We start from the raw sequence: 24341 nt of genomic DNA on the forward strand, positions 1-24341 counted from the left end.
CGCGCGGGGTTTCGCCATGTCACGGGCCAAAGACCTGTGCGACCCACAGCAAAAAGGCCCCTGCCACCATGACAAGGGCCCCGATCTGGCGTCGCGCGGGCAAGGGAAGCTCGCGCAGGAACACCAGGAGTTGTTCGACCATGTTGGGTGCCACGGCCCAGACCAGCCCCTCGATCACGAGAACCAGTCCAAGGCCGAAGCAGAGGGCCGCGATCAATTCGACGCGGCCCCGGTGGTCGGTGCCGGTGCAGGAGCGGGTGTGCCCTCGGCAGACTTCAGGAACTTGAAGAACTCCGAGTCGGGCGACAGCACCATGCTGGAATTGCCGCCTTTCAGGGCACGCGCATAGGCCGTCAGCGAGCGATAGAACTCAAAGAAGTCCTCGTCACGACCGAAGGCCTCGGCAAAGATACTGTTCCGCTCGGCATCGGCCTCGCCTCGGGCGATCTCGGCCTCACGCTGTGCGTCCGACACCAGTTCGACCACGGTCCGGTCGGCCTGCGCGCGGATACGCTGCGCGGCTTCCTGACCGCGGGCGCGCTCGTCCGTCGCCTCGCGTTCCCGCTCGGCCCGCATCCGTTCGAAGGTTGCCGCGAGGTTCTGCTGCGGCAGGTCGGTGGATTGCAGGCGCACGTCGATGATGTCGACGCCCAGCGCGCGCGCCTCGGCGATGGCGCCGTTGCGGATGCGCAGCATCAGGGCCGCGCGGTCGGAACTCAGGATGTCGTTGGACGACACGGAACCCAGCACTTCCCGGGTCTGCGACCGCAGGATCGAGTCGAGACGGCTTTCGGCGATGGTGATGCCACCGGCACCGACGGCCTGACGGAACCGGGTGACGTCGGAGATCCGGTAGCGCGCGAAGGCATCCACCACGAGGCGGCGGTCATCGAGCGGCGTGACTTCCAGCGGCTCGACATCCCGGCTGAGGATACGGCTGTCATAGCGCACGACTTCCTGGATCAGCGGGATCTTGAACGCGAGGCCCGGATCTTCCTTGACCGCGACAACGCGACCGAACTGAAGCACCAGCGCCTTCTCACGCTCGTCCACGATGAAGATCGAGGACAGCAGGAGCACCAGCGCGATGACGACGACCGGCAGAGCAAAAGTCGATTTCCGCATCAGTTCGATCCTCCCGAGGTGGTGCTGTCGACGGTGGTCGCAGGCTTGGTGCGCGTCAGTTCGTTGAGCGGCAGGTAGGGCACGACACCGCTGCCGGAGGTCTTGTCGTCCACGACGATCTTGTCGAGACCGCCAAGAACCTCTTCCATCGTTTCGAGGTAGAGACGCTTGCGGGTCACTTCCGGCGCCTTCAGGTACTCTTCGAGCACCGCGCTGAAGCGGCTGGCTTCACCCATCGCCTCGTTGACGACGCGGGCGCGGTAACCTTCGGCCTCTTCGACGATCTGCGCGGCCTTACCGCGCGCCTCGGCGAGAACCCTGTTGGCATAGGCGTCAGCCACGTTGCGCGTACGGGTGCGTTCCTGCTCGGCCGCCTGAACGTCGCGGAAGGCGTCGATCACCGGCTGCGGCGGGTCGGCCCGGTCAAAGTTGACGCGGATGATGGTCACGCCGCTGTCGTAGGCGTCGAGCGTGCTCTGGATCAGGTCATGCAACTGGTCCGCGATCACGCCGCGGTCACGGTTGAGGATCGGGGCAAGCTGCGACTGCGCGATGATCTCGCGCATGGCCGATTCCGAAACCGCGCGGATCGTCGGCTTGGGGTCGCGCAGGTTGAACAGGTACTTGGCCGGATCGTTGATGTTCCAGACCACCTGAAAGTCGATGTCGACCACGTTCTCGTCGCCGGTCAGCATCAGACCCGCATCGGTGCCGCGCGTCCCGGTCCCGATGTCCTCGGTGTTTTCGCGGGTGACCGGGATGACCTCTGCCGTGACTATGGGCCAGGGCGCAAAGTTCAGGCCCGGCTCGCCGATGGCATAGAACTTGCCCAGCAGCAGCTCGACGGATTTCTCTTCCGGCTTAACCGTATAGAAGCTCGCCAGCGCCCAGAGCACCAGCGCCGCGACGATGCCGAGACCGATAGTTCCGCGGGTGAACATGGGGCCGCTGCGGCGCGGACCGCCGCCCTGCCCGCCCGAACCGCCACGGCCGCCCATCAGGACGCGCAGCTGTTCCTGACCACGTTTCACGAGATCGTCGATCTCGGGGATCTGCGATCCACCGCCTTCGGGACGACGACCGCCGCCCCCGTTGTTCCGGTCGCCGCCGTTGTTGCCCCGGTTGCCTCCGCCGCCTCCGGAAGAGCCTCCGCCCCCCCAAGGCCCGCCGCTGTTGCCTGCCATACAGTTTCCCCTCTGCGCCGCCAGATGCGGCAATCTCTTATAACGCGAATACGACCCGGCTCAAATCAAGCCGTTCGGGTCGGGTTTCGCATGGTGACGATTTCTTCCGACATGGTCGGGTGCACCGCCACGGTCCGGTCGAAATCTTCCTTGGTTGCCCCCATCTTGATGGCAATCCCTGCCATCTGGATCAACTCGCCTGCCTCGGGCGCGACGATATGGCACCCGAGTATCTTGCGCGTCTTCTGCGACACGATGAGCTTCATCATCACCCGGTCCGGTTGATCGGCGAACGAGACCTTCATCGGACGGAACGAGGTTGCGTAGACCTCGATGGGTTCCTGCGCCGCCGCGTCTTCCTCGCTGAGGCCGACGGTGCCAAGTTCCGGCTGGGTGAAGATCGCCGAGGGGATCAGGTCGTGATCCACCGGCGTCGGGTTGCCCTTGAACACCGTCTCGACGAAAGCCATGCCCTCGCGGATCGCGACAGGTGTCAGGTTCACCCGGTCGGTGACGTCGCCGATGGCATAGATCGAGGGCACGGCCGTCTGGCTGTACGCGTCGACCACGATTTCGCCCTTGCGGCCCAGTTCGACGCCCACGGCCTCCAGCCCCATCCCCGCCGTGTTCGGGCTGCGCCCGGTGGCGAAGAAGACGGTTTCGAAGCTGCGTTCGGCCCCGGTGGTCGACTTGACGCGGATACCGCCCTCGGCGTCGCGCGCCATCTCGGCGATGTCGGTGCCGGTCTGCAGATCGATGCCACGGCCTTTCATGGCATCGGCCACCAGCGCCCGCGCCTCGCCGTCAAAACCACGCAGGATCTGCTCGCCACGGTAGTATTGCGTCACCTCGACGCCAAGCCCGTGCAGGATGCAGGCGAACTCGCAGGCGATGTAGCCGCCGCCGATGATCAGGATCGACTTGGGCAGCGTCTCGAGGTTGAAGATGTCGTCGGACACGATCCCGAGATCGGCATTCGGGATGTCCGGGCGCACCGGGCGTCCGCCGGTGGCGACAAGGATGTGCTTGGCGGTGAAGCTGCGCCCGTCCGACAGTTCGACCGTATGGGCATCGGCGACACGCGCGCGCGCGTCGAAGGATTCGACGCCGGAATTCTTGAGCAGGTTGCGATAGATGCCTTCCAGCCGGTCGAGTTCGGCGTGCAGGCGCCCCTTGAAGGCCAACCAGTCGAAGGGGCCCAGCTGCATGTCCCATCCGTAGGCCCCGGCAGAGGCCGGCAGCTCGGAATAGGTCGAGGCAAAGACCATGAGCTTTTTCGGCACGCAGCCGCGGATCACGCAGGTGCCGCCGTAGCGATCTTCCTCAGCGAGAGCCACCTTGGCGCCAGCCTCGCCTGCCGCCACACGGGCCGCGCGCACACCTCCCGATCCGCCCCCGATGACGAACAGATCATAGTCAAAACTCATGTCGGATAGTCCTCAGTCAATGCGGCCGCCCGCGCGGCGGCCTTTCGGTTCATCGCCCGCGGGCGCGTTGCGGCCGGGGTCAGTCGCCCAGATCGGTGAACAGGTTGTCGGTTTCGACGAAATCCAGCCGGTCATGTTCGACGGTACCCTTGTTGATGTCGCGCAGTTCGACCCGGCCATCGCCGAACCCCACTATCACGATGTCACAGATATCAATGAAAAGTCCGTTTTCAACCACGCCCGGCATCTGGTTCAGCACCAAAGCAAGCTGGCGCGGGTTACCGATGCGTTTCAGGTGCAGATCCAGGATGTGATTGCCCTCGTCGGTCATGAAGGGGCGGTCATTGTTCATCCGCAGGGTCGAGCTCCGGCCCAGCACGTCCATCGAGATCAGCGTCTCTTCCACCAGCGCCTGCGTGGTCTGCCAGCCGAAGGGGATCACCTCGATCGGCAGGGGGAAGGCGCCAAGCGTCTCGACCTCCTTCCCGGCGTCCGCGATGACGATCATCTGGTCCGATGCGGTGGCGACGATCTTTTCCTGCAGCAGCGCGCCGCCGCCGCCCTTGATCAGGTTCAGGTCACCGTCGAATTCGTCGGCGCCGTCGATGGTCAGGTCCAGCCACTTGGCCTCGTCCAGCGAAATCACGTCGATGCCCACGTCCCGAGCCAGTTCGGCGGTGCGGGTCGAGGTCGGCACTCCCTTGATGCGCAACCCCTCCTCGCGCACCATCTCGCCGAGGCAGCGGACCAGCCACGCGGCGGTGCTGCCGGTGCCCAGCCCGACGCGCATGCCATCCTCGACGAAATCCGCCGCCCGTCGGGCAGCGACGAACTTGGCCTTGTCGATGGGCGACAGCTCTCCGGACATGGGCGGCTCCAAAATGGTTCCGGAGGTTTATAGGGGCAATGCAACCCGGGGGCGAGGGGGAATTGGGTTGGATTTGAACACGTTCGGGTCAGGCCGGGCAGCGGCCGACCGCGGGGGGACGCTGCAACAGTTTCAAGCCGGGCGCTTTATGGCGACGCCACATCGGACGAGTGAACGGGGCCCATTCGTTGACGTAGCGGCCGCCCGGGGGGCGGTCGGCCGCTGCCCGTCGGCGCGCTTCGCGCGCCTCTGTTCCGGGCAAGGGGATGACCTCACACAAGAAACCCCCGGCCTTTCGACCGGGGGTTCCCCATTTCCCAAAGTCAGGCTTTGCCTGATCAGGCCGCCTTCGCCTCGGGCGAGAAGCGCTCGTAGAAGGTCTCGCCCTTCTCGGCCATCTCGCGCAGCAGCGGTGGGCACTTGAAGCGTTCGCCATAGGCCGCCTCGAGCTGGTCGCAGCGCTCGGCGGCGTATTCGGCGCCGATGATGTCGAGCCAGCTGAACGGGCCGCCGGACCAGGGTGCAAAGCCCCAGGCCAGGATCGCGCCGACGTCGCCTTCGCGAATGTCCTCCAGCACGCCTTCCTCCAGCGCGCGGACCGCCTCCAGCACCTGGCTGAACATCAGGCGCTCCTGCACCTCGATCAGGTCGGGTTGTTGCTCGGCCAGCGGGAAGCGGTCGTGCAGACCGTGCCAGTAGCCGGTGCGCTTGCCCTTCTCGTCGTAGTCGAAGAAGCCCGCCTTGGACTTGCGGCCCAGACGCCCCTGCTCTTCCATGAAGAAGATCAGGTCATCGGACGGGCTCTCGGGATAGGCATTGCCCATCGCCGCCTTGGTCGCCCGCGCGATCTTGGCGCCAAGGTCGATCGAGGTCTCGTCGGTCAGCTGGATCGGCCCGACCGGGAAGCCCAGTTGCTCGGCCGCGTGGTCGATCAGCACCGGCTTCACGCCTTCGGTGATCATCCGTGCGCCCTCGTTGATGTAGGGGATGATGCAGCGGTTGCAGTAGAAGAACCGCGCGTCGTTCACCACGATCGGCGTCTTGCGGATCTGGCGCACGTAGTCGAGCGCCTTGGCCACGGCCACGTCACCGGTTTCCTTGCCCTTGATGATCTCGACCAGCAGCATCTTCTCGACCGGCGAGAAGAAGTGGATGCCGATGAAGTTGTCCGGCTTGTGGAACGCCTTGGCGAGGCCGGTGATCGGCAGGGTCGAGGTGTTGGAGGCAAAGATGCAGTCGGCGGGGATGATCTTTTCCACCTTCTGGGTGATCTCGGCCTTCACGCCCGGATCCTCGAATACCGCTTCGATGATCAGGTCACAGCCGGCCAGCTTGTCGAGGTCGGGGGTGGCGGTGATGAGGTTCAGCATCGCCTCCTTCTTCTCGGGCGTGACCTTCTTCCGCGCGATGCCCTTGTCGAGATAGGCCTCGGAATAGGCCTTGCCCTTGTCGGCAGCAGCCTGGTCACGGTCGATCAGCACGACCTCCATGCCCGCCTGCGCCGAGACCAGCGCGATGCCCGCGCCCATCATGCCCGCGCCGAGTACGCCGAGCTTCTTCACGCGCTGGTCCGGCACGTCCTTGGGCCGCACCGCGCCCTTTTCCAGCGCTTCCTTGTTCAGGAACAGCGAGCGGATCATCGCGCCCGAGGAGGGGTTCATCAGAACATGGGTGAACCAGCGCGCCTCGATCTTCAGCGCGGTGTCGAAGGGCACCAGCGCGCCTTCGTAAACCGCCGAGAGCAGCGCCTTGGGCGCCGGGTAGGCCCCCTTGGAGTTCGCGTTCACCATGGCGTTGGCGCCCACGAAGGTCATGAAGCCCGCCGGGTGGTAGGGCGCGCCGCCGGGCATCTTGTAGCCCTTGGCATCCCACGGCTTGACGATGTCGGCGTCGGTCGCACCCAACACCCACGCCTTGGCGGCGGCGAGCGGATCCTCGACCACCTCGTCGATCAGACCCGCGGCCTTGGCCTTCTTGGGCTCGACCATCTTGCCTTCCAGCAGGAAGGGCGAGGCGCCCATGGCGCCCAGCTTGCGCACCAGGCGGGTGGTGCCGCCCGCGCCCGGGAAGATGCCGACCATGATCTCCGGCAGGCCGATGCGGGCCTTGGGGTTGTCGGCGACAAAGATGCGATGGGTCGCCAGCGGCAGTTCCAGGCCGATGCCCGCGGCCGTGCCAGGCAGCGCGGCGGCAATCGGCTTGCCGCCCTTGTTGGTCTTGGCATCCATGCCCGCGCGCTCGATTTTGCGCAGCAGGCCGTGCATCTGCATCGTTCCCTCGAACAGGCCGCGGGCCGGGTCGTCGCCCGCCTGTTCCTTCATCACCGCCAGCAGGTTCAGGTCCATGCCGCCGGCAAAGGAGCCTTCCTTGCCCGAGGTGATGACGATGCCCTTCACGGCCTCGTCGGCGAGGGCGTCGGTGATGCAGGCATCAAGCTCCGAGAGTCCGTCGATGGACATCACGTTCATCGACTTGCCCGGGCAGTCCCAGGTGATGATGGCGACGCCGTCGGCGCCCTTTTCCATGGTGAAATCGGTCATTCAGTTCTCTCCCGTTTCGCTGGGGATGAAGTCGGTGCCGTCCGCGTTCAGGAAACGCGAGCGCCCGGCCTCCGATTCGACTTTGATGTTCATGTCGGGATAGGTCGCGACCTCGCTCGGGGCCCGCGAGCCCACGACGAGGAAGGAGGCGACGCTCTCCGTCCGGTTGATCAGGCAGTGTCCGTCGGCAACGCCCGCCGGAAAGGCGGCGCAGTCGCCGGGCAGCATCTCGGTCTCGCCGTCATCCATCACGAGGATCAGGGCACCCTGGGTGACCATCACGAACTCGTCCTCGTTCAGGTGCCAGTGCCGCATGGAGCTGTTGGCTCCCGGCTCCAGCGCCACGAGGTTGACGCCGAACTGGGTCAGCCCCCCCGCGTCGCCCAGCGGCAGCCAGGATCTCCCGGCCACCACCTGGTCGAGCGGAGGCGGATAGCTTGTCCCCGCCCGGCGCATCACACGGCTGAGATCGAGTTTGCCCATCACACCCGCTCGATGATCGTCGCGGCGCCCATGCCCGACGCGATGCAGAGCGTGGCGAGCCCGACTTCCTTGTCGGTGCGCTCCAGCTCGTCCAGCAGGGTGCCGATGATCATCGCGCCGGTGGCGCCCAGCGGGTGGCCCATGGCAATGGAGCCGCCGTTCACGTTGACCTTGGAGTGATCCACGTCAAAGGCCTGCATGAAGCGCAGCACCACCGAGGCAAAGGCCTCGTTGACCTCGAACAGGTCGATGTCGCCGATGCTCATGCCGTTGTCCTTGAGGATCTTCTCGGTCACCGGCACCGGGCCGGTCAGCATGATGGTCGGATCGGTGCCGATCTTGGCGGTCGCCCTGATGCGCGCGCGCGGCTTGATGCCGTATTTCTCGCCGAATTCCTTGTTGCCGATGAGCACGGCGGCGGCGCCGTCGACGATGCCCGAGGAGTTGCCAGCATGGTGGATGTGGTTGATCGCCTCGAGGTGCGGATACTTGAGCATCGCCACCTTGTCGAAGCCGGGCATCACCTCGCCCATGTCCTTGAAGGAGGCCTTGAGCGCGCCCAGCGTCTGCATGTCTGTCTCGGGGCGCATGTATTCGTCATGGCTCAGGATCTCGAGCCCGTTCTGGTCGCGCACGGTGATCACCGACTTGGCAAAGCGGTTGTCGTCCCAGGCGGCCTTGGCGCGCTTCTGGGATTCCACGGCAAAGGCATCGGCCTCGTCACGGGAAAACCCGTACTCGGTCGCGATGATATCGGCCGAGATGCCCTGCGGCACGAAATAGCGCTCCATCGCCAGCGTCGGATCTACGGCGATAGCCGCCCCGTCCGAGCCCATGGCCACGCGGCCCATCATCTCGACGCCGCCAGCGATGTAGGCCTCGCCGGCACCGCCCCTGACCTGGTTGGCGGCAAGGTTCACCGCCTCCATGCCCGAGGCGCAGAAACGGTTGATCGAAAGGCCGGGGATCGACTCGTCAAGATCGGAGGCCAGAACGGCGGAGCGGGCGAGGCAACCGCCCTGCTCCATCACCTGGGTGACATTGCCCCAGATCACGTCCTCGACCGCATGGCCGTCGAGGTTGTTGCGTTCCTTCATCGCGTTCAGGGTCAGGGCGGAGAGCCGCAGCGAGGTCACCTCGTGCAGCGCGCCATCCTTGCGGCCCTTGCCGCGCGGGGTGCGCAGGGCGTCGTAGATATAGGCTTCGGTCATCATGTCCTCCTTCAGGCCCGGTCCGCGGGGGAGCCGGGCATCAAGCCATAGGGGTGTTTCCAGCCCGGCTGCTCACTGAGGCGCGTCAGCCAGGCGTCGATGTTGGGCCAGTCCTTGCGGTCAAAGCCAAAGGGTTCCGGGTAGTAGAGATAGCCACAGCAGGAGAGGTCCGCATTGGTGACGTCGCGACCGACGATCCAGTCGCGCCCCTTCAGATGGGCGTCGAGCACCGCATAGGCGGCCTTGAGCCGCCCCTGGCTAAAGGCGATCACGTCCGGGTTGCGATGCTGTTCGGGAAGGAAGTTCATCAGGAAGCGGGTCATGCCCGCCATCGAAGAAAGCTTGTGGTTGTCCCAGAGCACCCAGCGCATCACGTCATAGGCCTCGGCCCGGTCGGCGCCGCCGAACTTACCGCTCTTGTCGGTGACATATTGCTGGATCACGCCGGACTGCGACAGCTTCACGTCACCATCCACCATGACCGGCGCTTCGCCCATCTCGTTGACGTCGGCACGGTATTCCGGCGTGCGGGTCGCGCCGTTGAAGAAGTCGACATAGACCGGCTCCCAGTCGAGACCGGAGAGCTGCAGCGCCAGCGCCGCCTTGTAGGAATTCCCGCTTTCGCCGAAGCAATGCAGTTTGATGGTCATCGGAAGGCCCCTCCCCGGGCGCATGTGGGTGATGTGGGATTTGAGTATTTAGAAAGAGAAGAAAAAACTATGAAGGTAACCCTGTCTTAACTTTGCTCGAGTTTTATCGATGTCGCGGTACAGGCTGGAGAGCCGATGACCGCAAGGGAAGAAGCCCCGCCCTCCGACCTGAGTGACGGAGCGTTGGATCGGCGCCGGAGGGCGGGGTATTTTCGAAAGCTGCATTTCTTCTCTTTCCAAATACTCAAAATCCGAACGTCGCCGCCCTCGCCGCGCCAGAGGTCAGAGCGACCGCGCGATCAGTTCCTTCATGATCTCGTTGGTGCCGCCGTAGATGCGCTGGACGCGAGCGTCCGCCCACATCTCGCCCACCGCGTATTCCATCATGAACCCGTAACCGCCGTGCAGTTGCAGGCATTCGTCCAGGACCTGGCCCTGGGCCTCGGTGGACCAGAGCTTGACCATTGCCGCCTTGTCGACCGTGAGGTCTCCGGTCAGGTGCTCGGCCATGCATTCGTCGAGGAAGGCGCGCGAGACCATGGTCCGGGTCTTGCACTCCGCCAGCTTGAACCGGGTGTTCTGGAACTGGGTCAGCGGGCCGTTGAAGGCCTGGCGTTCCTTGCAGTAGGCGATGGTGCGTTCCAGCGCGCCTTCCATGGCGCCTTGCGCGGTGCAGGCGATGGTCAGCCGTTCCTGGGGCAGCTGGTTCATCATCTGGTAGAAGCCCTGCCCCTCGGCGCCGCCGAGGATGTTCTCGGGCGGGATCTCGACATTGTCGAAGAAGAGCTCGGAGGTGTCGGCCGCGTGCATCCCGACCTTCTCGAGGTTGCGGCCGCGCTGGAAGCCTTCCGCCTTGTCGGTCTCGACCACCACCAGCGACACGCCTTTGGCACCCAGCGCCGGGTCGGTCTTGGCGGCGACCACGATCAGGTTGGCGTGCTGACCGTTGGAGATGAAGGTCTTCTGCCCAGAGAGGCGGTAGGAATTGCCCTCGCGCACCGCCTTGGTGCGGATAGCCTGAACGTCGGAGCCGGTGGCGGGCTCGGTCATCGCCAGCGCGCCGATCAGCTCGCCGCTGACCATCTTCGGCAGCCAGCGCTGTTTCTGCTCCTCGCTGCCGTAGGCGAGGATGTAGTGCGACACGATGGGCCCGTGGATCGCCGCGCCCCAGCTGGAGAGATTGGCGCGGGCGGCCTCGATCAGGATCACCGCCTCGTGGCCGAAGTCGCCCCCGGCGCCGCCGTAGGCCTCGGGGATCGAGGGGCAGAGCAGGCCGAGTTCGCCGGCCTGGGTCCAGGCCTCGCGGTCCATGATGCCGGCGTGGCGCCAGGCCGCGAACTTCGGCGCCCATTCCTTCTCGATGAACTGCGCGGTCATGTCGGCGAGCATCCGGTGCTCGTCGGTCATCCACCCGCTCTTGGCGGCACTAGCGTCTTTCATGTCATCCTCCCCAGGGTCGTGTCATCGCTTGCGGTCGTCCAGCTCGGCGTTGAACAGCCGCAGCCGGTGCGCGAGGTTGTCGTGGTCGACAACGCTCGTGAAATTCTCGAACAGGAAGGACAGCGCCTCGCCCTCGTCCAGCCCGGCCTCGGCGGCGAAGCTTTTGAGCCTGCGGTAGCCGTCCTCGGTCATGGCCGCCTGGAAGCGGCGCGTCAGCCGGAAGCGTTTCGGCATCTCTCTCCTCCTGTCGACGGCGCTCCGTCCGATGGCGCGGGGGCGGACAGGATGCCCGCCACCACATCGTTCCGGTGTCGGGTGGGCGCGGACGCCCACCCCGGGTCTCAGAAGTTCGCCGCGTCGAGCGCCATGACGGTGGCGCCGCCGCTCTGGATGCGGGCGAGGTGCATGCCCGTCGCCGGCAGCTGGCGTGCCATGTAGTAGCGCCCGGTGGCGAGCTTGGTCTCGTAGAACTCCGGGTCGGAGGTCCCGCCCGCAAGCGCTTCCATCGCGACCTTGCCCATGCGCGCCCACATCAGGCCGAGGCAGACATGGCCGAAGAGGTGCATGAAGTCGGTCGAGCCCGAGAGCGCGTTGTTGGGGTTCTTCATGCCCTCGGCCATGAAGTACATGCCTGCCGCCTGCAGGTCCTTCGACGCCTGCTTGAGCGGGTTCAGGAAGTCCTTCACGAAGGCCTCGTCAGCCTCGCCGTTCTCCTTGATGAAGGTCTTGACCAGATCGAAGAAGGCCATCACGTGCTTGCCGCCGTCGGCGGCCAGCTTGCGGCCCACGAGGTCCAGCGCCTGCACGCCGTTTGCGCCTTCGTAGATCATGGCGATGCGGGCGTCGCGGGTGAACTGGGACATGCCCTGTTCCTCGATGTAGCCGTGGCCGCCGTAGATCTGCTGGGCCTGGACGGTCATGTCGTAGCCCTTGTCGGTGAGGAAGCCCTTGATCACCGGAGTCATCAGCGAGACCAGCCCGTCAGCGTCCTTGTCGCCCATGCGGTGTGCACGGTCGATCAGCGAGGCGCCCCAGAGCATGAAGGCGCGACCGCCCTCGGCAAAGCTCTTCTGGTCCATCAGCGAACGGCGGATGTCCGGGTGGACGATCAGCGGATCGGCCGGGCCGTCGGGGTTCTTGACGCCGGTCACGTCACGGCCCTGGAGCCGGTCCTTGGCATAGGCCACAGCGTTCTGGTAGGCGACCTCCGCCTGGGCAAGGCCCTGCATGCCGACGCCGACCCGCGCTTCGTTCATCATGGTGAACATGGCGCGCATGCCCTTGTGCTCTTCGCCGAGCAGGTAGCCGGTGGCGCCGTCGTAGTTCATCACGCAGGTCGAGTTGCCGTGGATGCCCATCTTCTCCTCGATCTTGCCGCAGGCCAGAGCGTTGCGGTTGCCAAGGGAGCCGTCTTCCTTCACCATGAACTTGGGCACGATGAAGAGCGAGACGCCCTTGATCCCCTCGGGGCCGCCGACGATCTTCGCCAGCACGAGGTGGATGATGTTGTCGGCCATGTCGTGCTCACCGGCCGAGATGAAGATCTTCTGCCCGGTGATCTTGTAGGTGCCGTCGGCCTGCGGTTCGGCCTTGGTGCGCATCAGGCCCAGATCGGTGCCGCAGTGCGGTTCGGTCAGGTTCATGGTGCCCGTCCATTCGCAGGCGACCATGTTCGGCAGGTAGGTGTTCTTCTGCTCATCAGAGCCATGCGCGAGGATGGCCGAGGCGGCACCGTGGGTCAGGCCCTGGTACATCGTGAAGGCCTGGTTCGCCGAGGAGAACATCTCGCCCACGGCGGTGTTCAGCACGTAGGGCATGTTCTGGCCGCCGTATTCCTCGGGCATGTCGAGCCCGGGCCAGCCGCCGGCCTTGACCTGTTCGAAGGCCTCCTTGAAGCCGGTCGGCGTGCGCACCACGCCGTTCTCCAGCTTGCAGCCCTCGGTATCGCCCACCACGTTCAGCGGCGCCAGCACCTCGGAACTGATCTTGCCGGCCTCTTCGAGGATGGCCGCGGTGAAATCCGCTTCCAGCTCGCTGTATCCCGGAACATCGGCCTCGGCGATCTTCAGGACGTCGTGCAGGACGAACTGCAAATCCTTGGTCGGTGCGGTATAGGTGGGCATGTCGTGCGCTCCAATCGTTAGACGTTGTCCCGGCGGGCAGACCTCCGGGCGGCCGTGTTACTCGGCCGCCTTCTGCTCGCCCTGGCTGGCGGCGACCATCTTCTCGCCCCAGTTCAGTTGCTCCTTGAGCTCCTCGATCGCCGTCGTCAGCTCGTCGCGCTGGCGCTCCATGTCGGAGAGACGCTCGCGGGCGATCTCGACCGTCCGCTTCAGCTGCGTGTGCTGCTGATCGCCGACGTAGTACAGGTCGAGCAGCTGGCGAATCTCTTCCAGCGAGAACCCGAAGCGCTTGCCGCGCAGGATCAGCTTGAGCCGCGCGCGGTCACGCTTGGTGAACAGCCGCTTCTGCCCCTGCCGGATCGGCGCCAGCAGTTCCTTGGATTCGTAGAACCGCAGGGTGCGCGGAGTGACTTCGAAAGCCTCGCACATTTCGCGGATCGTCATGGTCGTTTCTGTCATCGTTCCATTTTCCACTTGCTTGAACGGCGACGAATTGAGGATCTCGCCCACCGTTTACAACAGCAGTTGACGTGCACGTAAGCTCGACGTCACGTCACAGCCAGATTGACGTAACAGTATGTCGTGAAGTCACGGTATCCCGAAATTTCGTATCGCGGCCTCGTGCTCGGGGTCCGACCGGCGTCGCAGCGCGTGACCGGCCGGGCGGGCCACCGGACTACTCCAGACCCCGGGCGAGTTCGTCCCGTTGCTGCTTGAGTTCGGACATCGCCTCTTCGATCTGGCGACGCTGCTCGGCGAGGTCCAGAAGCTGGCGGTCGGCCATCTCGATGAAGGTCTGCATCTGCGCCGCGTTCCCCTCCTCGTCGTAGAGAAGCAGCCACTGGCGAATCCCCTCGAGCTGGAATCCCCAGCGCCGGCCCCTCAGGATCAGCTTCATCCGCGCCACTTCGCGCGGACCATAGAAGCGCGAGCGCCCCTCCCGCTCGGGTTTGAGCAGCTCGATATACTCGTAATACCGCAGGGTGCGCGGGGTCACATCGAACTTGGCGCACATTTCCTTGAATGACAGACGGGTGTCAGACATAGGGCCCTCTTGTTTCTGACGTGACCCTACGGCGGGTCGCGACCAAGCGCAACCGGCGGGCTTGCCCTTTCGGCAACGTCCTGATCAAAAGGAACGGCAGACGACCGGAGCCGCAGATGGATCACAAGGAAAAGCTGGCGCAACAATTCATTACGGCCTTGCCGCACGCCCGCGAGCTGGGCCTGACGGTGACCCGGATCGGCGACGGACACGCCGAGATCGCCATGCCCTACGACCCGCGACTCGTCGGTGATCCAGCGACCGGCGTCATCCACGGCGGCGCCGTCTCGACGGTCATGGACACCTGCTGCGGCGCCGCGGTGATGAGCCACCCCAAGTCGACCGGCGTGACGGCCACCATCGACTTGCGCATCGAGTACATGCGCGCGGCCACGCCGGGCCAGACCATCGTGGCCCGCGCGACCTGCCACCACATCACCCGCTCAGTCGCCTTCGTGCGGGCCGAGGCGGTGGACGACGATACCGGCCGCCCCGTCGCGGTGGCCTCCGGCTCCTTCACTCAGGAGGGCCGGTGATGCCTCAGCCCGAACCGGTGCAGGTGGTCAAGCAACGCCGCGACGCCGCGCTCAAGGCGCTGGTCGCCGGGGTCCCCTACATCCGCTTTCTGGACATCACCTTCGACCGCCGCGGTGACGAACTGACAGGCGTGCTGCATTTCTCCGACCGCGTGATCGGGAACCCCACCCTTCCGGCGATCCACGGCGGGGTGACGGCGGCCTTCCTCGAGGTGACCTCGATCATCACCCTCAGCTGGGCCTACCTCTGGCCCGACATCGAGAGCGGCGAGATCGACCTGACCGATGTCACGCCCGAAACCATGCCGCGGTTGCCCAAGACCATCGACTTCACCGTCGACTACCTGCGCACCGGCCTGCCGCGTGACGCCTACGCCCGCGCCACGGTGAACCGTCAGGGTCGGCGCTATGCCTCGGTCCGCGCCGAGGCCTGGCAGGACAACAAGGACCGTCTCTTCGCCCAGGCGACCGGCCATTTCCTGATGCCGGGCAAACGCGGTGGCTGACGCGGCAAGGCCGATCACCCACGGCCGAGTCCTCAAGATCGCCCTGCCGATCGTGCTGGCCAACGTCACCGTCCCGATCCTCGGGGCGGTCGATACAGGCGTGGTGGGCCAACTCGGCCAGGCCGCACCGATCGGGGCCGTCGGCATCGGCTCGATCATCCTGACCTCGCTCTACTGGTTCTTCGGCTTCCTGCGCATGGGCACCACCGGGCTGACCAGCCAGGCCCACGGCGCCGGACGAACGGGCGAGGTGACCGCCCTGCTGGTGCGCGCCCTGATCGTCGGCGCCGCGGCGGGTGTGGCGCTGATCCTGCTGCAGTTCCCCCTGTTCTGGGGGGCCTTCCGCATCTCGCCCGCCTCGGAAGAGGTCGAGACGCTGGCGCGGCAGTACATGACCATCCGCATCTGGTCGGCCCCCGCCGCCATCTCGATCTTCGGCATCACCGGCTGGCTGATCGCACAGGAGCGCACCCGCGCCGTGCTGGGCCTGCAACTGTGGATGAACGGCATCAACATGGGGCTGGACCTGCTCTTCGTGCTCGGGCTTGGCTGGGGCGTGCGCGGCGTAGCCTTTGCCACCTTCCTCGCCGACTGGAGCGGCCTCGCGCTGGCGCTCTGGCTCTGCCGCGACGCCTTTGCCAGCCCGGCCTGGTGCGACTGGCCCCGCGTCTTCGACCCCGCGCGGCTGAAGCGGATGATCGCGGTGAATGCCGACATCATGATCCGCTCCATGCTGCTGGTCTCGATCTCGGTCTCCTTCCTGTTCCTCGGTTCCGATTTCGGCGACGTCACCCTCGCCGCCAACCAGATCCTGCTGCAGTTCATCGAGATCACCGCCTGCGCGCTTGACGGCTTCGCCTTCGCCGCCGAGGCCCTGGTGGGTCAGGCCGTGGGCGCCGCCAACATCCCGCGCCTGCGCCGCTCGATCCGCCTTGCCAGCCTATGGTCGCTCGGCGGCGTGCTGCTGCTGACTCTCGCTTTTACCCTCTGGGGCGGAAGCATCATCGACCTGATGACCACGTCGGTCCCGGTGCAGAGCGAGGCGCGGGTCTATCTGATCTACATGCTGTTCCTGCCGCTGATCGGGCTGCTGCCCTTCATGCTCGACGGCATCTTCATCGGCGCCACCCGCACCGCCGACATGCGCAACATGATGATCGTCTCGGCGCTGGTCTACGCCGTCGCGGTCATGATCCTGCTGCCCGCCTTCGGCAATCACGGCCTATGGCTCGCCTTCCTGATCTCCTTTGCCGCGCGCGGCGTGACCCTGGCCCTACGCTACCCCGCGCTGGAACGCGCGGCGGCAACGGGCGCGGCCTGAGACGCAGGCCCCCGTCCCCGGCGTTGCGCAAACGTCGGTTAGAATTTGAGTATTTCTGGAGAAAAGAAGTCAGGGGCGCGGCGCCAGTCCCATCTCTTTTCTTCAAATACTCACGGCCCGACGGCCCCGCCGGGATCGCCGCGAGGGTGGTCGCGCCCCCTTTTCAATCCCGGTTTTCCATCGCAGTATCCGCGCCATAGCAGGAGGGGAGGCTGATCATGGGCTGGATGAAGGACGAAACCGGGCTGGGCCGCAGCGCGGCCAATTACATGCCGCTGACGCCGCTCTCGGGCCTGCAGCGGGCGGCGCGGATCTATCGTGACGAGCTCGCGGTGGTCTATGGCGCGCACCGCAAGACCTATGGCGAGTATCATGACCGCGTGACCCGCCTTGCCTCTGCCCTCGCGGCGATCGGGGTGAAGCCCGGCGAGGTGGTGGCGACGCTGATCCCCAACCTGCCCGCGCAGGCCGAGGCGCATTTCGGCGTGCCCGCCTGCGGCGCGGTGCTGAACACCATCAACACCCGGCTCGACGTGGCCACGGTCGCCTATATCTTCGACCACGGCGAGGCGAAGGTGGTGCTGGCCGACAGCCAGTTCGTCCCCCTCGCCGAGGCGGCGATGGCGCAGATGAAGGGCGAGAAACCTGTCCTGATCGAGGTGCCGGATGCCGAGCACGGACACCCGGCCACCGGGCGCCACCCGCTCTACGAGGACATGCTGTCCAAGGCCGACCCCGCGTTTCAATGGGTCCTGCCCGAGGACGAGTGGGAGAGCATCGCGCTGAACTACACCTCCGGCACCACCGGACACCCCAAGGGCGTGGTCTATCACCATCGCGGCGCCTACCTGAACGCCATGGGGCAGGTGCTGAGTTGGCGCATGGTGCTGCGCCCGGTCTACCTGACCATCGTGCCGCTGTTTCACTGCAACGGCTGGTGCCACACCTGGATGATGCCGATGGTCGGCGGGCGGCTGGTCTGCTGCCGCGACATCACCGCGCCCGCGATATTCGACGCCATCGCCGACGAGGGCGTGACCCATTTCGGCGGCGCGCCCATCGTGTTGAACATGCTGGTGAACGCGCCCGCGTCCGAAAAACGCAGTTTCGACCATACCGTCGAGGTCTTTACCGCCGGCGCGCCCCCTGCACCGGCGACGCTGGCCAAGATCGAGCCGATGGGCTTCAACGTCACCCAGGTCTATGGCCTGACCGAGACCTACGGCCCGGCCACGGAATGCACCTGGGGCGAGCACTGGGATCACCTCGCGGGCGACGACCGCGCCGCGATCAAGGCGCGTCAGGGCGTGGCCATGCCGATCTTCGAGCATATCACGGTGCTCGACGACCAGATGCACCAGATCCACATGGATGGACACGAGCAGGGCGAGATCGTCATGCGCGGCAACGGCGTGATGAAGGGCTACTACAAGAACCCGGAAGCCACGGAAGAGGCCTTCAAGGGCGGTTATTTCCACTCGGGCGACATCGCCGTGCAGCACCCCGACGGCTATATCCAGATCACCGACCGCGCCAAGGACGTGATCATCTCGGGCGGCGAGAACATCTCCTCGGTCGAGGTCGAGGGCGTTCTGATGTCCCACCCCGACGTGAACCTCTGCGCCGTGGTGGCGAAGCCGGACGAGAAGTGGGGCGAGGTGCCCTGCGCCTTTGTCGAGCTGAAGCCGGGTGCGGCGGAGGACGACAAGGGGCTTATCGCCTTCTGCCGGCAGACGCTGGCGGGCTTCAAGACCCCCAAGACCGTCGTGTTCCAGGAACTGCCCAAGACCTCGACCGGCAAGATCCAGAAGTTCGAACTGCGCAAGATCGCCAAGGAGCTGTGATCGGCCGGGCCATGGCTTTGGCCTTGTCCCACGCATGGCAGGCCCGCATCCTGCGGGCCATGACAGGAGAGTTTTCATGACAACGAGCCCGGCGGACCTCGACGCGCTGATGTCCGCACGTTTTTCTTGCCGCGCCTTCCGGCCCGACCCGGTGCCGCGCGCGGTGATCGAGCGTATCGTGACCACGGCGCGGAAGGTGCCCTCGTGGTGCAATGCGCAGCCCTGGCAACTGATCATCACCAGCGGCGCCGAGACCGATGCCTTCCGCGAGGCGCTCAAAGCCGAGGTCGCGAGTGCCAGCTTCTCGGCTGACCTGCCCTTCCCCACGCGCTATACCGGCGTCTACCAAGACCGGCGGCGCACCTGCGGCTGGGCACTCTACGAGGCGGTGGGCGTGCAGAAGGGCGACCGCGAGGGCTCGGCCCGGCAGAACATGCGCAACTTCGACCTCTTCGATGCGCCGCATTGTGCAATCGTCTCCTCGCCCGCCGAGCTCGGCGGGTACGGCGCGATGGATACCGGCGGTTTCGTCACCGCCTTTACCCTTGCCGCGCAGGCAGAGGGGGTCGCGACCATCCCGCAGGCAGCGGTGGCAAGCTACTCGCCCTTCCTGCACCGCTACTTCGGGATCGGGGAAGACAGGCTGACGCTCTGCGCCATCTCCTTCGGCTATGCCGACATGGACGACCCGGTCAATGCCTTCCGCACCGAACGTGCCGGGCTGGACGAGATCGTGGAGTGGAGAGGCTGATGCGGGCGCTGGTCCAACGGGTAAGTTCGGCGAGCGTCAGCGTTGGCGGCGCCGTGATCGGCGAGGTCGGAGCGGGCGTCCTGATCCTGATCTGCGCCATGCAGGGCGATACCGAGGCGCAGGCCGACAAGCTGGCCGCGAAGATCGCCAAGATGCGCATCTTCAAGGACGAGGCGGACAAGATGAACCTGTCTCTCCTCGATACCGGGGGCGGCGCGCTGGTGGTGAGCCAGTTCACGCTCGCCGCCGATACCTCGCGCGGGAACCGGCCCGGTTTTTCGACCGCCGCACCGCCCGAGGAGGGCGAGCGGCTCTACGAGTACTTTGCGCGCGCCGTGACGGAACAGGGCATCCCTGTCGCCACCGGTCGGTTCGGCGCGGACATGGCGGTCAGCCTCGTCAACGACGGGCCCGTCACGATCTGGATGGACGTATGACCGGGCGCGACCGGGCCATCGTCCTCTGGCAGGCCGGGGTCGACGCGGTCGGCGGCTACGAGTCCGTCGCGCGGGCGCTGAAGGAGAACGGCGGAGATAGGCCCGATCGCATCCTCGCGGTCGGCAAGGCGGCGGGGTCCATGACCCGGGCCGCATTGGATCACTACGGCCATGTTCCGGCGCTGGTGGTGACCAAGGACGGACATGGCGAAGGATTGCCCGACGGGGTCGAACTGATCGAATCGAGCCACCCGGTGCCGGATGCGCGCAGCCTGAAGGGCGGGCGCGCGCTGGTCGAGGCGGTCGAGGCCATGACGACGGGCGCGCGCCTGCTGCTGCTGGTTTCGGGCGGGGCCTCTGCCCTCGCCGAGGATCTTGTCGAGGGCAAGACACTTGACGATCTGGCCGCGCTGAACCGGCGGCTGCTGGCCAGCGGCAAGGACATCGGCGCCATCAACGTGGAACGGCGGCGGATCAGCCGGGTCAAGGGCGGCGGGCTGCTGTCGCGGTTCGGGGGAGCCTCGGTCCGGGTGCTGGCCATCTCGGATGTGCCGGGGGATGATCTGATGGTCATCGGCTCCGGCATCGGCGCGCCACCGGAGACCCCCGCCTTCGAGGTCACGACCGAGATCGTTGCGTCCAATGCCATCGCGCGCGCCGCCGCCGTGGCGGCCGCTGAGACCGAAGGGCTCGCCGTACTCTGCGAGGAAGAGGCGCTGCACGACGATTACTTGGCTGTGGCGGCCTACTGGGGGCCGCGCATCCGCGACATGGCGCCCGGCGTCATCGTGCTGGGCGGAGAGCCCACCGTGGTTCTGCCCGACGAGCCCGGCGAAGGCGGGCGCAACCAGGCTTTGGCGCTTGCGCTGGCCCGGGAGATTGCCGGAAAAACAGGCATCACCATCGTCGTCGGCGGGACCGATGGCAGCGACGGGCCCACAAATGCGGCAGGCGGCGTCGTGGATGGCACCACCTGGGAGCCCCGCGCGGCGGAGTTTCTCACCCAATGTGACAGCGGGTCGTATCTAGCGGAAAAAGGGGCGCTTTTGACGACAGGTCCGACCGGCACAAATGTGATGGATCTGGTCATCGCCCTGAAACTTCCCTCTCAGGGTTGACATTTATACAGCGGTTTCAGAGACCTGCGCCCATGACTTCTGCATCAAACGCCCTGCGCGAGATCGAAGAGCTGCCCGACCTCGGGATTGTCCTTTCTGACGGATGCCGCCTTTCGGCACGGGTCTGGAGGCCGGTGGATGCCGGTGACGACCCGGTTCCTGTCATCCTTGAGTACCTCCCCTACCGCAAGCGCGACGGCACCACCGCCCGCGATGCCCTCACCCATCCGTGGTTCGCCAAGCGCGGCTATGCCTGCGTCCGCGTCGACATGCGCGGTAACGGCGATAGCGAAGGGCTGATGGAGGATGAGTACGCCCTGCAGGAACAGGATGACGCCATCGAGGTGATCGAGTGGCTCGCCGCCCAGCCCTGGACCAACGGCAACGTCGGCATGATGGGTATCAGTTGGGGCGGGTTCAACTCGCTGCAGGTCGCGGCGCGCGAACCCGAGGCGCTGAAAGCGATCATCACGCTCTGCTCCACGGTCGACCGGTTCGCCGATGACATCCATTACAAGGGCGGCTGCCTGCTGAACGAGAACATGGGATGGGGCGCGACCATGTGGTCCTTCTCCTCCCGCGCTCCGGATCCGGCCCTGCGCGACGACTGGCGCGAGATGTGGCTGGACCGGCTCGAGAACGAACCTTTCCTGCCCTCGCTCTGGCTGCGCCACCAGCGGCGTGATGAGTACTGGCGGCACGGGTCGGTCTGCGAGGATTATTCCAAGCTGAAAGCCAAGGTGCTGGCCGTCGGCGGCTGGGGCGACAGCTACAAGAACGCGGTTCCGCAGCTGGTCGAGAACGTCGAAGGCGCCAAGGGCATCATCGGCCCGTGGATCCACAAGTACCCGCATTTCGCCGTGCCCGAGCCGCGCATCGGCTTCCTGCAGGAAGCGCTGCGCTGGTGGGACCAGTGGCTCAAGGGCAAGGACACCGGCGTCGAGGATGACCCGGATTACCGCGTCTACCTGATGGACTCGGTGCGCCCCGCCACGTGGTACACTGAGCGCGCGGGCCGCTGGATCACCGAGGCCGAGGGGGCCACCGCGCACCTGCCGCTGCAGGACTGGTACCTGACCGATGCCGGCCTGGCGCAGTCCGCGGGCGACTGCAACCGCCTCGTCGCCTCCCCCGCCCATTGCGGCGCGGCGGCAGGCGAGTACTGCGCCATCTGGCTGGGGCCGGAGATGCCGGGCGACCAGCGCGGCGACGACGCCCTGTCGGTCTGCTTCGATTCCCAGCCACTGGCCGAGACAACCGACATCGTCGGGGCGGCGAAGATCACCTTCACGATCACGTCGGACAAACCGCAGGCCCAGATCGCGGTGCGCCTCTGCGACCTCGACGCTGACGGCGCCTCGACCCGGATCACCTATGGCGTGCTGAATCTCAGCCACCGCGATGGTCCGGCCGAGCCCAAGGCGCTGCAACCCTGCGTGCCGACCGAGATCACCATCAGCCTCGATCATATCGCCTATCGCCTGCCGCGCGGGCACCGGATGCGGCTGTCGGTCTCCAATGCCTACTGGCCCCTGCTCTGGCCCTCGCCCGAGGCTGGTCAACTGACCATCAGCGGCGGCCGGATGGCCCTCCCCGTCCGCGCCACGGCCAACGGGGACGAATGTGCCTTTCCGCCGCCCGATGCCGAGAAACCCTGGCAGATCGAGACCCTGCGCGAGGCCACCAGCACGCGCCGCACCGAGATCGATCAGGTCACCGGTGAGGTCCACCTGGTGATCGAGGATCAGATGGGCAAGGTCCGCGATCTCGAGCACGGGCTGATCAACGGCGAGATCGCGCGGGAGCGCTGGACCATCCACCCCGACGACCCGCTTTCGGCCAAGGGTTTCTGCCACTGGACCCAGGAGCAGGAGCGCGGCGACATCGTGCTGAGGACGGAAACCAGCTGCAGCATGTGGTCGGATGCCACCACCTTCTACCTCGAGGCCAAGCTCGAGGCGTACGAGAACGAAAAGCTGATCTATGAGCGCAGCGTGGAGGACCGCATCGCCCGCGATCACCTGTAACGCGCGTGTCACGATCCGAAACCATTAACACTTGCGAGGTGGGCGGAAATACGCGTACGTTGACTCACCAATCAACAAAAACTGCCTCAAAACGCAGATGACTTACCACGGGAGAACCTCATGAAAGACCAACTCGACTACCTTAAGTGGCGCGTGGGTGCAGGACGCCTGTCCCGCCGCGAATTTCTTGGCCGCGCCTCGGCGCTGGGCCTGTCCGCTTTCGCCGCCAACACCATGCTGGCCGACGCCGTCCGCGCCGCCGGAGCGCAGAAGGGCGGCACCATGATCGTCGGCCTTCAGGGCGGCAGCTCGTCCGACAGCCTCGACCCCGCCCTGGCCACCAACCAGGTCGCGCTCAGCGCCATCCGTCTCTGGGGCGAGTCCCTGGTCGAGCTGGCGCCCGACGGCAGCGTCGAAGGCAAGGTCGCCGAGAGCTTTGAATCCTCGCCCGACGCCAAGGTCTGGACCTTCAAGATCCGCTCCGGCATCCAGTTCTCGAACGGCAAGGACGTGACCGCCGAAGACGTGGTCGAAACCATGGACCGTCACTCGGGCGAAGACACCAAGTCGGGTGCGCTCGGCATCATGCGCGGCATTTCCAGCGTCAAGGCCGAGGGCGACACCGTCATCTTCGAACTCGAAACGCCGAACGCCGACCTTCCCTACCTGCTGGCCGATTACCACCTGATCATCCAGCCCGGCGGCGGCAAGGACGATCCGGCGGCAGCCATCGGCACCGGCCCCTACATCATCAAGAGCGCCGAGATGGGCGTTCGCATCGTTGCCGAGAAGAACCCGAACTACTGGGGTGATCTGGGCAACGCCGAAACCATCGAGATCGTGGTCATCAACGACAACACCGCCCGCGTCGCGGCGCTGCAGTCGGGCCAGGTCCACATGATCGACCGCGTGCCGCCGCGCACCGCCGGTCTCGTCGCTCGCGCACCGGGCGTCAACGTCTACTCGACCAAGGGCCCGGGCCACTACGTGTTCATCGCCCACTGCAACACCGCGCCGTTCGACAACAACGACGTGCGTCTTGCGCTGAAGTACGGCATCAACCGCCAGGAAATGGTCGACAAGATCCTGTTCGGCTATGGCTCGATCGGCAACGATACCCCGATCAACGCCTCCTACCCCTACTTCACCGAGATCGAGCAGCGCGAGTACGATCCGGACAAGGCCAAGTTCCACTTCGACAAGTCGGGCTACGACGGCTCGATCCTGCTGCGGACCTCGGACAACTCCTTCCCCGGTGCTCCGGATGCCGCCGCGCTCTACCAGCAGTCGCTGGCTGCCGCGGGCATCAACATGGAGATCAAGCGCGAACCGAACGACGGCTACTGGTCCGAAGTCTGGAACGTCCAGCCCTTCTGCACCAGCTACTGGGGCGGTCGCCCGACGCAGGACCAGATGTACACCACGGCGTACCTCTCGTCGGCGGACTGGAACGACACCAAGTTCAAGAACGAGCAGTTCGACCAGCTCCTGATCGCCGCGCGCGGCGAACTCGACGACGCCAAGCGCAAGCAGATGTATGCAGACATGGGCAACATCCTGCACAACGAGGGCGGTCTGATCTGCCCGATGTTCAACGACTTCATCGACGCAACCACCGACAAGATCGCGGGCTGGGAAGAGGGTGTCGCGGGCTATGCCCTGATGAACTCTTACGCCCCGCTGAAAATGTGGGTCGTCGCGTGAT

At 65.8% G+C, this 24341-nt stretch carries 23 protein-coding genes; 9 read left to right on the plus strand and 14 right to left on the minus strand.

Annotated features, from left to right (window positions below; translation table 11 throughout):
* Positions 1 to 19 precede the first annotated feature (19 nt).
* The 14 genes from DDT93_RS24615 to DDT93_RS24680 form a co-directional block, all read right to left on the minus strand.
* Positions 20 to 217: a DUF2065 domain-containing protein gene (locus DDT93_RS24615; protein WP_232825564.1), complete on the minus strand. Its 198-nt coding sequence runs from the start codon at positions 215 to 217 to the stop codon at positions 20 to 22.
* Positions 214 to 1125, minus strand: coding sequence for a protease modulator HflC (gene hflC, locus DDT93_RS24620; protein ID WP_109468573.1), 912 nt, complete (start codon positions 1123 to 1125; stop codon positions 214 to 216). Before hflC ends, DDT93_RS24615 begins: the two co-directional genes overlap by 4 nt.
* Positions 1125 to 2309 carry an FtsH protease activity modulator HflK gene (gene hflK, locus DDT93_RS24625; protein ID WP_109468574.1) on the minus strand — a complete coding sequence of 395 codons (1185 nt, stop codon included), beginning with the start codon at positions 2307 to 2309 and terminating at the stop codon, positions 1125 to 1127. The genes hflC and hflK overlap by 1 nt, the downstream gene beginning before the upstream one ends.
* Before the next feature lie 65 nt (positions 2310 to 2374).
* Positions 2375 to 3736 (minus strand): glutathione-disulfide reductase, encoded by a 1362-nt coding sequence (gene gor, locus DDT93_RS24630; RefSeq protein ID WP_109468575.1) that lies wholly within the window; start codon positions 3734 to 3736, stop codon positions 2375 to 2377.
* 79 nt (positions 3737 to 3815) lie between these two features.
* A complete protein-coding gene (rpiA, locus tag DDT93_RS24635) occupies positions 3816 to 4604 on the minus strand; it encodes a ribose-5-phosphate isomerase RpiA (protein ID WP_109468576.1) in 789 nt (262 codons plus the stop codon).
* A gap of 338 nt (positions 4605 to 4942) precedes the next feature.
* Complete coding sequence (locus DDT93_RS24640) at positions 4943 to 7144, minus strand: 3-hydroxyacyl-CoA dehydrogenase NAD-binding domain-containing protein (protein WP_109468577.1); 2202 nt, start codon at positions 7142 to 7144, stop codon at positions 4943 to 4945.
* Positions 7145 to 7627, minus strand: a complete 483-nt coding sequence (locus DDT93_RS24645) for a cupin domain-containing protein (protein WP_109468578.1) — start codon at positions 7625 to 7627, stop codon at positions 7145 to 7147. It lies immediately after the preceding gene.
* Positions 7627 to 8838: an acetyl-CoA C-acetyltransferase gene (locus DDT93_RS24650; protein WP_109468620.1), complete on the minus strand. Its 1212-nt coding sequence runs from the start codon at positions 8836 to 8838 to the stop codon at positions 7627 to 7629. The genes DDT93_RS24645 and DDT93_RS24650 overlap by 1 nt, the downstream gene beginning before the upstream one ends.
* Positions 8839 to 8849: 11 nt before the next feature.
* Entirely contained in the window at positions 8850 to 9488 is a 639-nt protein-coding gene (locus DDT93_RS24655) for a glutathione S-transferase family protein (RefSeq protein WP_109468579.1), read from the minus strand.
* Between the two features lie 282 nt (positions 9489 to 9770).
* Positions 9771 to 10928, minus strand: coding sequence for an acyl-CoA dehydrogenase family protein (locus DDT93_RS24660; RefSeq protein ID WP_109468580.1), 1158 nt, complete (start codon positions 10926 to 10928; stop codon positions 9771 to 9773).
* 21 nt (positions 10929 to 10949) lie between these two features.
* Positions 10950 to 11162, minus strand: coding sequence for a hypothetical protein (locus tag DDT93_RS24665; RefSeq protein ID WP_109468581.1), 213 nt, complete (start codon positions 11160 to 11162; stop codon positions 10950 to 10952).
* Between the two features lie 107 nt (positions 11163 to 11269).
* Entirely contained in the window at positions 11270 to 13051 is a 1782-nt protein-coding gene (locus DDT93_RS24670) for an acyl-CoA dehydrogenase C-terminal domain-containing protein (protein ID WP_109468582.1), read from the minus strand.
* Between the two features lie 57 nt (positions 13052 to 13108).
* Complete coding sequence (locus DDT93_RS24675; RefSeq protein WP_109468583.1) at positions 13109 to 13510, minus strand: MerR family transcriptional regulator; 402 nt, start codon at positions 13508 to 13510, stop codon at positions 13109 to 13111.
* Between the two features lie 217 nt (positions 13511 to 13727).
* Positions 13728 to 14096 carry a MerR family transcriptional regulator gene (locus DDT93_RS24680; protein ID WP_109468584.1) on the minus strand — a complete coding sequence of 123 codons (369 nt, stop codon included), beginning with the start codon at positions 14094 to 14096 and terminating at the stop codon, positions 13728 to 13730.
* A gap of 116 nt (positions 14097 to 14212) precedes the next feature.
* Here DDT93_RS24680 and DDT93_RS24685 point away from each other — a divergent pair, with 116 nt between their 5' ends.
* From DDT93_RS24685 to DDT93_RS24725, 9 genes are all read left to right on the plus strand, one after another.
* Positions 14213 to 14632, plus strand: a complete 420-nt coding sequence (locus DDT93_RS24685) for a PaaI family thioesterase (RefSeq protein WP_109468585.1) — start codon at positions 14213 to 14215, stop codon at positions 14630 to 14632.
* Positions 14632 to 15138, plus strand: coding sequence for a PaaI family thioesterase (locus DDT93_RS24690; protein ID WP_109468586.1), 507 nt, complete (start codon positions 14632 to 14634; stop codon positions 15136 to 15138). The genes DDT93_RS24685 and DDT93_RS24690 overlap by 1 nt, the downstream gene beginning before the upstream one ends.
* Positions 15131 to 16459: an MATE family efflux transporter gene (locus tag DDT93_RS24695; protein ID WP_109468587.1), complete on the plus strand. Its 1329-nt coding sequence runs from the start codon at positions 15131 to 15133 to the stop codon at positions 16457 to 16459. The genes DDT93_RS24690 and DDT93_RS24695 overlap by 8 nt, the downstream gene beginning before the upstream one ends.
* A gap of 218 nt (positions 16460 to 16677) precedes the next feature.
* Entirely contained in the window at positions 16678 to 18303 is a 1626-nt protein-coding gene (locus DDT93_RS24700; RefSeq protein WP_109468588.1) for an AMP-binding protein, read from the plus strand.
* Positions 18304 to 18379: 76 nt separating this feature from the next.
* Positions 18380 to 19054, plus strand: coding sequence for a nitroreductase (locus DDT93_RS24705; protein WP_109468589.1), 675 nt, complete (start codon positions 18380 to 18382; stop codon positions 19052 to 19054).
* Positions 19054 to 19491 carry a D-aminoacyl-tRNA deacylase gene (gene dtd, locus DDT93_RS24710; protein WP_109468621.1) on the plus strand — a complete coding sequence of 146 codons (438 nt, stop codon included), beginning with the start codon at positions 19054 to 19056 and terminating at the stop codon, positions 19489 to 19491. Before DDT93_RS24705 ends, dtd begins: the two co-directional genes overlap by 1 nt.
* Positions 19488 to 20609: a glycerate kinase type-2 family protein gene (locus DDT93_RS24715; protein ID WP_109468590.1), complete on the plus strand. Its 1122-nt coding sequence runs from the start codon at positions 19488 to 19490 to the stop codon at positions 20607 to 20609. The genes dtd and DDT93_RS24715 overlap by 4 nt, the downstream gene beginning before the upstream one ends.
* 32 nt (positions 20610 to 20641) lie before the next feature.
* Positions 20642 to 22636: a CocE/NonD family hydrolase gene (locus DDT93_RS24720; protein WP_109468591.1), complete on the plus strand. Its 1995-nt coding sequence runs from the start codon at positions 20642 to 20644 to the stop codon at positions 22634 to 22636.
* Positions 22637 to 22756: 120 nt separating this feature from the next.
* Positions 22757 to 24340: an ABC transporter substrate-binding protein gene (locus DDT93_RS24725; RefSeq protein ID WP_109468592.1), complete on the plus strand. Its 1584-nt coding sequence runs from the start codon at positions 22757 to 22759 to the stop codon at positions 24338 to 24340.
* Position 24341 lies beyond the last annotated feature (1 nt).

The sequence above is a fragment of the Albibacillus kandeliae genome (assembly GCF_003116585.1).
GTDB lineage: Bacteria > Pseudomonadota > Alphaproteobacteria > Rhodobacterales > Rhodobacteraceae > Albibacillus > Albibacillus kandeliae.

Excerpts from the sequence above, each read along its gene's own strand:
- hflC (WP_109468573.1), bottom strand. The coding sequence starts at position 1,125 with ATGCGGAAATCGACTTTTGCTCTGCCGGTCGTCGTCATCGCGCTGGTG.
- hflK (WP_109468574.1), bottom strand. The coding sequence starts at position 2,309 with ATGGCAGGCAACAGCGGCGGGCCTTGGGGGGGCGGAGGCTCTTCCGGA.
- gor (WP_109468575.1), bottom strand. The coding sequence starts at position 3,736 with ATGAGTTTTGACTATGATCTGTTCGTCATCGGGGGCGGATCGGGAGGT.
- rpiA (WP_109468576.1), bottom strand. The coding sequence starts at position 4,604 with ATGTCCGGAGAGCTGTCGCCCATCGACAAGGCCAAGTTCGTCGCTGCC.
- DDT93_RS24640 (WP_109468577.1), bottom strand. The coding sequence starts at position 7,144 with ATGACCGATTTCACCATGGAAAAGGGCGCCGACGGCGTCGCCATCATC.
- DDT93_RS24645 (WP_109468578.1), bottom strand. The coding sequence starts at position 7,627 with ATGGGCAAACTCGATCTCAGCCGTGTGATGCGCCGGGCGGGGACAAGC.
- DDT93_RS24650 (WP_109468620.1), bottom strand. The coding sequence starts at position 8,838 with ATGACCGAAGCCTATATCTACGACGCCCTGCGCACCCCGCGCGGCAAG.
- DDT93_RS24655 (WP_109468579.1), bottom strand. The coding sequence starts at position 9,488 with ATGACCATCAAACTGCATTGCTTCGGCGAAAGCGGGAATTCCTACAAG.
- DDT93_RS24660 (WP_109468580.1), bottom strand. The coding sequence starts at position 10,928 with ATGAAAGACGCTAGTGCCGCCAAGAGCGGGTGGATGACCGACGAGCAC.
- DDT93_RS24665 (WP_109468581.1), bottom strand. The coding sequence starts at position 11,162 with ATGCCGAAACGCTTCCGGCTGACGCGCCGCTTCCAGGCGGCCATGACC.
- DDT93_RS24670 (WP_109468582.1), bottom strand. The coding sequence starts at position 13,051 with ATGCCCACCTATACCGCACCGACCAAGGATTTGCAGTTCGTCCTGCAC.
- DDT93_RS24675 (WP_109468583.1), bottom strand. The coding sequence starts at position 13,510 with ATGACAGAAACGACCATGACGATCCGCGAAATGTGCGAGGCTTTCGAA.
- DDT93_RS24680 (WP_109468584.1), bottom strand. The coding sequence starts at position 14,096 with ATGTCTGACACCCGTCTGTCATTCAAGGAAATGTGCGCCAAGTTCGAT.
- DDT93_RS24685 (WP_109468585.1), top strand. The coding sequence starts at position 14,213 with ATGGATCACAAGGAAAAGCTGGCGCAACAATTCATTACGGCCTTGCCG.
- DDT93_RS24690 (WP_109468586.1), top strand. The coding sequence starts at position 14,632 with ATGCCTCAGCCCGAACCGGTGCAGGTGGTCAAGCAACGCCGCGACGCC.
- DDT93_RS24700 (WP_109468588.1), top strand. The coding sequence starts at position 16,678 with ATGGGCTGGATGAAGGACGAAACCGGGCTGGGCCGCAGCGCGGCCAAT.
- DDT93_RS24705 (WP_109468589.1), top strand. The coding sequence starts at position 18,380 with ATGACAACGAGCCCGGCGGACCTCGACGCGCTGATGTCCGCACGTTTT.
- dtd (WP_109468621.1), top strand. The coding sequence starts at position 19,054 with ATGCGGGCGCTGGTCCAACGGGTAAGTTCGGCGAGCGTCAGCGTTGGC.
- DDT93_RS24715 (WP_109468590.1), top strand. The coding sequence starts at position 19,488 with ATGACCGGGCGCGACCGGGCCATCGTCCTCTGGCAGGCCGGGGTCGAC.
- DDT93_RS24720 (WP_109468591.1), top strand. The coding sequence starts at position 20,642 with ATGACTTCTGCATCAAACGCCCTGCGCGAGATCGAAGAGCTGCCCGAC.
- DDT93_RS24725 (WP_109468592.1), top strand. The coding sequence starts at position 22,757 with ATGAAAGACCAACTCGACTACCTTAAGTGGCGCGTGGGTGCAGGACGC.